The sequence below is a fragment of the Pseudoalteromonas aurantia genome (assembly GCF_005886875.1).
In the GTDB taxonomy this organism is placed as follows: Bacteria; Pseudomonadota; Gammaproteobacteria; order Enterobacterales; family Alteromonadaceae; genus Pseudoalteromonas; species Pseudoalteromonas aurantia_A.
Genome location: NZ_PNBY01000006.1, coordinates 23,395 through 29,665 on the forward strand (window position 1 = coordinate 23,395; position 6,271 = coordinate 29,665).

Genomic DNA, 6,271 nt, shown 5'->3' on the forward strand with positions numbered 1-6,271 from the left:
TGTGAGAGTGTGTGGTTTAACCACATGTGGAGGTAATTGAAAATCATATATTTCACAGTAACAGTGCGGTGCTCATGTGCTAACTCTCTATCACTACGCCATTTACGATGTACAATTCTTTATATCGATGATTGTAACTTTCACATTCTTCGGTATGATCCACCACCTTGTCAGTTTTGCGAACCGTTAGCTAAACTGTAATGATAAAAATATGCTTATGTGTGGAGGCGCCAGCCAGTATGAAGAAGTTGCTTATTTCCCCGTCGAAAATGGCTCTAGGTGAACAAGAAAGTCAGATTTACCAAAATATATTAAAACAAGCCACTGAGATAAGCTTAAACTTGATGGCAGTGAAAGTAGAGCAGCATCCAGAAGACTTTTTAAGTTGGTGCTATGAACTACATGATGTTGCAAAAAATCGCATCAATTTTGATTTACTCGATGACCACCAGTTACCTATTGTCAAAAAGTTACAAGATCAGCTTACTTCCGCTATCAGCTTTTTACAGCTTAAAACCTTGCGTGTTGCACCTTGGCCGGTACTGTCTGGTTTTGTGTCTCAGCATAGTGAAGTGCTAGCACTAGAAGAACAACTAAAGCTCACTGACTATATCGCGACATTACGTGCAACGCCGCTTAAAGACATGACTGTGGAAGATAGACTTGCGTTCAGTGGTAAACATGCTGCCTCTTTAGATCCAAGCGTATACAACTTTGATGTTGAGTGGTTTGCCTCTACAAAAAATGCCAAAGGCTTTCATCAGCTGTTTGCAGACTTCCCCGGAGAGTTTGATGTTGCACTGGCACACATTCCACTTGAAGGGTCTGTGAGCGAGCAAGATTACCAGCAGTTCATAATTGCTTACCTAAAAGCTTTTGCCAACAGTGATGAAAAACCAACTTTGGCCCCCGCTACTCGGTTATTAGCCATGCGTCGCCCTGATGTGTTTACGCCGATAGCCAACACGAAATTAGATGCACTATGCTCAGCTTTAGGTATTACCAAACTCAATAACCGTGACTTTGAACGTTACTGGACTGATATCGTCAAAACAATTCACGCGATGCCTTGGTTTGCCATGACCTCGGCAGCAGATGAATTTGAGCAGCAGCTTGCAGGTATAAAAGCCCTGATCCCTTGTTGGTTTTATCATGCGGATAAAGACACTGCCAATCAATCTAATTATATAAAACTACTCAACAAGCCAACGAGAAGTAAAAGCTCTGGCGCTAAAAAATCAGTTCGCCGTGGGAAAGAGTCGGCTGAAATATTAGTTGACCGCGCTTTAAGTGATGAATCTATCTCACAGCATATTCGCGACAAGCGTGATTCGATTGTCTCTGAAGTAGAAAAAGGCCGTAGTGTTGATGAAACTATCTCATTAATGCGTGCCATATTTGGCTAACCTCATACGATATATGGCGCTTCGTATTAGTGAAATATATCGTACTTTAATAAAAACCTCTAAAATAAATGCAACACCTCAGTGCAACGCTAAAAGTCGTTGCACCACGTAAGATCAAATTTTCCCCAATAATTTTACTTTCCGCCCTAGCAAGAATAAAAAAATCAGCTATATATCAATATAGTGAATTAAAAATAATGCAAATTATTGCACATGGCGCAATCATTGCTGAGTTCTGTACATTTCTAGCGCACCGAGGAATAACAATGAAAAAACTACTACCACTCATAGTTACAGCATCATTATTAAGTACAGCATCATTTCATAGCGTGGCAGAAGTCACGGCAAATGTGGCTGCGAGCTCAAATTACTTTTGGCGTGGTCAAACCCAAACCAAAGATGGTTCGGCTGTCTCCGGCGGAATTGATTATAATAATGATTCTGGTTTTTACGCAGGCACTTGGGTCTCAAATGTTGATTTTGGTAACCAAACAAGTTACGAATTAGATTTATATGCAGGCTTTACTGGCACCCAAGGTGGCTTAGGCTACGATGTTGGTTATATCCACTACGCTTACCCAGATGCATCTGGAAGTAGTGATTTTGGCGAGCTATATGGTGCGTTAAGCTGGCAATGGTTAAGCTTAAAAGCAAGTTACCTGACTCACGCACAAGAAGATCAAAGTACTGAAGAAGAAATGCTGTATTTAGAGTTAGGCGCCAGCTTTACAATTTTAAACGAGACAGAACTCGCATTTCATATCGGGCAATCAAGTGGCGATACTGTTAAGGAGTGGACTGGTGAAGACGATAGCTATATGGATTACGGGGTAAGCATCGCTAAAAATGGCTTTACTCTTGGGCTTGTTAAAACAAACTTAAACGCTAATGATGATATCAAAGCATACGTGAGTTATGGACTCGACTTCGAGCTATAGAGTAGCCCCCCTTAACAAAGCAACCAAAAAAGGCCCATATGGGCCTTTTTACTATTAAGGTACACTGTGGCCTGTTGAGGATTGCCATATACGATACCACTGCTCTGGGTTCATCGTCAGTAATTGACTTTGAGTCGCAGCGCTCACTCGGTCAATATTTCCAGTGCCCAATACAATAGATGGCTTACTTGGTAAAGTCGATAACCAACAATATACCACTTGGTCTAAAGACGTTGCGCCAATTTCTTCTCCAACTTGCTGTAATACAGCTTGTAATCGCAGTGCTTTTTCATCATCACGACTAAAAAGCTTACCACCTGCCAAAGGCGACCAAAACATAGGTGAAATATCTAATTCTTGGCATTGCTCTAACGTGCCGTTCTCTAATGCTGCCATTTAATAGGGTGAGCACTCAAGTTGATTGGTCACCAAAGGAAAATCGCATCGCGATTGTAACAGTGATAATTGCGAGGGTGAAAAGTTAGAAACGCCAAACTGTAGCACATCGCCTTGCTGTTTTAATTACTGAAAGGCTTCTGCAACTTCATCGGCACGCATTAAATAATCAGGTCGATGGATCAATAATACATCAATTCTATCAGTATCAAAGTGCCTTAGTGATTGTTGAACCGACGCCAAAATATGCGTCTGGCTTGAGTCATAATGATTTGCTTTCCCAGCCAACCCTTTTTTAGCCAGTGCCGGACGAATACCACATTTGGTAATAATCTTTATCTCATCTCGAATACTGGGCTCTAGTTTTAATGCGGCACCAAATGCAGCTTCACACTCATATTGACCATAAATATCGGCATGATCTGTATCAGTTATACCCAGCTCAATACACTCTTTCAAAAACGACACACATTGCTGTTTAGATAATTGCCAATCTAATAAACGCCAGAACCCCATCACAAATGGCTCGACTACGCGCTTACTTTTCCCTTCACTCATATCGTCATCTCCAACCTACTAACCACTTCCTTCGCTTTATCAACCGCCAGCTGCACATCTGTATCTCGCGCTAAAGCAACGCCCATTCGCCGAGTTCCTTGAACTTCTGGCTTACCAAATAACCGTATATCTGTATTTGCTAAACTCAAACCATGTGCAACGTTGCCAAATATCACTTGACTTGATTCACCCGTCACTAAAATAACGCTCGATGCGGAAGGCCCATAAAAACTAATATTGGGAATTGGCAGCCCTAATATAGCTCGCACATGTAACGCAAATTCACTCAAGTCTTGTGAGATTAAAGTAACCATGCCGGTATCATGTGGTCGAGGAGATACCTCAGAAAAAAAAACTTCATCACCTTTAACAAATAATTCCACACCAAACAGCCCACGCCCACCTAACGCATCAGTAACCAAGGTAGCAACTTCTTTACTGCGCTCCAGTGCCAACTTGCTCATTGCCTGCGGCTGCCAACTTTGCTGATAATCACCATTTTCTTGTACATGCCCTATCGGCTCACAAAAACTGGTTCCCTCTACATGCCTTACGGTCAATAACGTGATTTCATAATCAAAATCAACAAAACCTTCAACAATCACTCGACCTTGTCCAGCTCGGCCCCCTTCTTGCGCGTATTGCCACGCTTGCGCTATATCTTGGGCATGCTTAACCACACTTTGCCCTTTACCTGAAGAGCTCATGATTGGCTTTACTACACAAGGAAAACCAATGGTTTCTATAGCACGCTGAAAACCATCAAAAGTATCAACAAATTGATATTCTGACGTGGGGATATTTAACTCTTCAGCGGCCAAACGACGAATCCCCTCTCTATTCATAGTGAGCTGTGTTGCCTTAGCACTAGGCACCACCGTAAAACCCTGTTCTTCTAATGCGACTAATTTATCCGTCGCAATCGCTTCTATCTCTGGCACGATATAATCGGGTTGCTCTAATTGAATTGTTTTTTCAAGCTGCTCGCCATCTAGCATAGATAAGACATAAGACCTATCTGCCACTTGCATCGCTGGGGCGTGTTCGTATCTATCGAGTACGATGACTTCACAGCCTAAACGTTTGAACTCAATCACCACTTCTTTACCCAACTCTCCGCCACCACACAACATCACTTTGCATGCGGTAGCTGAAAAAGGTGTGCCTAACTTTTTAATTTTCATTTTTTTCCTTGGTAAGGTATCAGCGAACTTTATAATGCCCGATGTACAAATACTTGAGTAGTAGATATTTATTGCTGAAAAAGATACTTAATGACTAACCTTATATAACGAATAGTAATTAACCAACCTTGAAAGTTGTAGGAAGAACAGGCACAATACTCCCACCAAGTAAACAGAGTGTTTCCAATGTTAAATATAAAACCAATGGTTTCGAAGCTCTACTGGTTTACGCTTCTCATCGGGCTATTATTTTGGGCAAGTAATTATTATTTATATTTTAATGTTGAACAACTCACTGCCAGCTGGAAAACGGGCTTAACGATGTTACTCGGCTCATTTGTCGCGGGGTCAACACCATTAGGTGGCGGGGCAGTTGCTTTCCCCATTTTAACTAAAGTACTTGCGGTACCTGCAGAAGATGCAAAAGTATTTTCACTATTTATTCAGTCTATAGGTATGTCATTTGCAACACTCTTTTTTATTAGTAAAAAAATAGAAATTGACTGGAAAACGCTAAGTTATGCGCTCACTTTTTCCGTTTTTGGGCAGTTTGCATGCTTGTTTATTAATATCGAAAGCGGCCTAATTATTAAACATATGTACACCTGTTTTTTACTACTGGTTGCAATTATATTGCTTGATAGCTTTACTCATCCCGCTAAAACGTATGCTCTCATTTTTGCGCGCAAAAAACTTGCCACAGCGGCTTTTATTGGCGGATTGGTTAGCGGTTTTTTAGGCGCTGGGGCCGATACACTGTTGTTCTTTTACTATGTCATTTTAATGAAGCAATCTGCAAAAAAAGTGATCCCAACAACCGTTGCTCTCATGGCAGCCAACGCAATAATTGGATCCATACTTATGCTGTCGAGTAATTATGTCCCCTCGTCATTTGTGATAACAAGTTGGTTCTTTGCAGCACCTATTGTCGCCTTGGGCGCACCATTAGGTGGGCTTATTATGACAAAGCTTCCGCCAAAATCTATCCTTGCCATGGTCATTTTCATTATTGCGCTAGAAGCCGTAACCACTCTTACACTATTGCCACTTAATTGGCTAGAAGCTTCGGTTATTTATTTACTATTCAGCCTATTACTCGTCAAAATCAAAGTCGAGATATTTTTTACACGCTATAAGCCTAGAGTACAGAATATCATTACCTCAACCGGACTCATTAGCCGACGGCTCCCCCCTAAGCCGTAACCTCTACCTTAGGTAATTATCGCGGTACTGTAGTATTTGGCACCGTTTTCATACTGCAGCTGGAGCTTATCACCGTGTGCAAGTGCACCAACACCTGCTGGGGTTCCAGTCATTACAATATCACCTGGGTAGAGTGAAAAAACCTGCGTAATGTTTGCTATGAGTGCCTCAACGGAGTTGATCATCAAAGAAGTGTCACCTTGTTGCTTGAGCTCACCATTAATCCAAAAACGATATTCACTGTTGTGTAAGTTGTGATGCTTTAATACGGGTGTAAAAGGCGTCAATGCACAACTCCCATCGTAAGCTTTTGCCCGCTCCCACGGTAACCCTTGGCTTTTTAAACGCGTTTGTACACTACGTAAGGTTAAATCTAACCCTAAGCCAAAACCAATTACAGCATCGGCATAATTCACAGTATCGCAGTCAACAACACTGCCAATCAGGATAACCAATTCTGCTTCATAATGGTGCTCACCTAAATCATTTCGCAATGTTATTTCATTGCAAAATGATTGGAAGCTGCTATTTGGCTTCATAAATAGCAATGGCTCATCAGGGATCGGGTCAGGGCAAGATCATGAAC

General features: G+C 41.6%; 5 protein-coding genes and 1 pseudogene. 3 read left to right on the forward strand and 3 right to left on the reverse strand.

The genetic code is table 11. The features are described from left to right. The first annotated feature begins 239 nt into the window (after window positions 1-239). Together CWC18_RS00725 and CWC18_RS00730 are read left to right on the forward strand one after the other, a co-directional pair. Window positions 240-1,406 (forward strand): hypothetical protein, encoded by a 1,167-nt coding sequence (locus CWC18_RS00725; protein ID WP_138674486.1) that lies wholly within the window; start codon window positions 240-242, stop codon window positions 1,404-1,406. Window positions 1,407-1,672: 266 nt separating this feature from the next. Further along, the gene (locus tag CWC18_RS00730; RefSeq protein ID WP_138593406.1) at window positions 1,673-2,344 is read left to right on the forward strand and encodes a TorF family putative porin; all 672 of its coding nucleotides are present in this window, start codon (window positions 1,673-1,675) and stop codon (window positions 2,342-2,344) included. A gap of 54 nt (window positions 2,345-2,398) precedes the next feature. On the opposite strand, the pseudogene CWC18_RS00735 reads toward CWC18_RS00730, so the two are convergent. Together CWC18_RS00735 and purT are read right to left on the reverse strand one after the other, a co-directional pair. Next, a pseudogene (locus tag CWC18_RS00735) lies at window positions 2,399-3,298 on the reverse strand (aldo/keto reductase). Beyond that, window positions 3,295-4,482 carry a formate-dependent phosphoribosylglycinamide formyltransferase gene (purT, locus tag CWC18_RS00740; RefSeq protein ID WP_138674487.1) on the reverse strand — a complete coding sequence of 396 codons (1,188 nt, stop codon included), beginning with the start codon at window positions 4,480-4,482 and terminating at the stop codon, window positions 3,295-3,297. The pseudogene CWC18_RS00735 and the gene purT overlap by 4 nt, the downstream one beginning before the upstream one ends. Window positions 4,483-4,668: 186 nt before the next feature. Between purT and CWC18_RS00745 the strand changes: the two genes are divergently transcribed. Then, window positions 4,669-5,685, forward strand: a complete 1,017-nt coding sequence (locus tag CWC18_RS00745) for a sulfite exporter TauE/SafE family protein (protein WP_138593408.1) — start codon at window positions 4,669-4,671, stop codon at window positions 5,683-5,685. A gap of 8 nt (window positions 5,686-5,693) precedes the next feature. Here CWC18_RS00745 and CWC18_RS00750 read toward each other — a convergent pair whose 3' ends face one another. Continuing rightward, the gene (locus tag CWC18_RS00750; RefSeq protein WP_283957017.1) at window positions 5,694-6,248 is read right to left on the reverse strand and encodes a fumarylacetoacetate hydrolase family protein; all 555 of its coding nucleotides are present in this window, start codon (window positions 6,246-6,248) and stop codon (window positions 5,694-5,696) included. Between the last annotated feature and the right edge of the window lie 23 nt (window positions 6,249-6,271).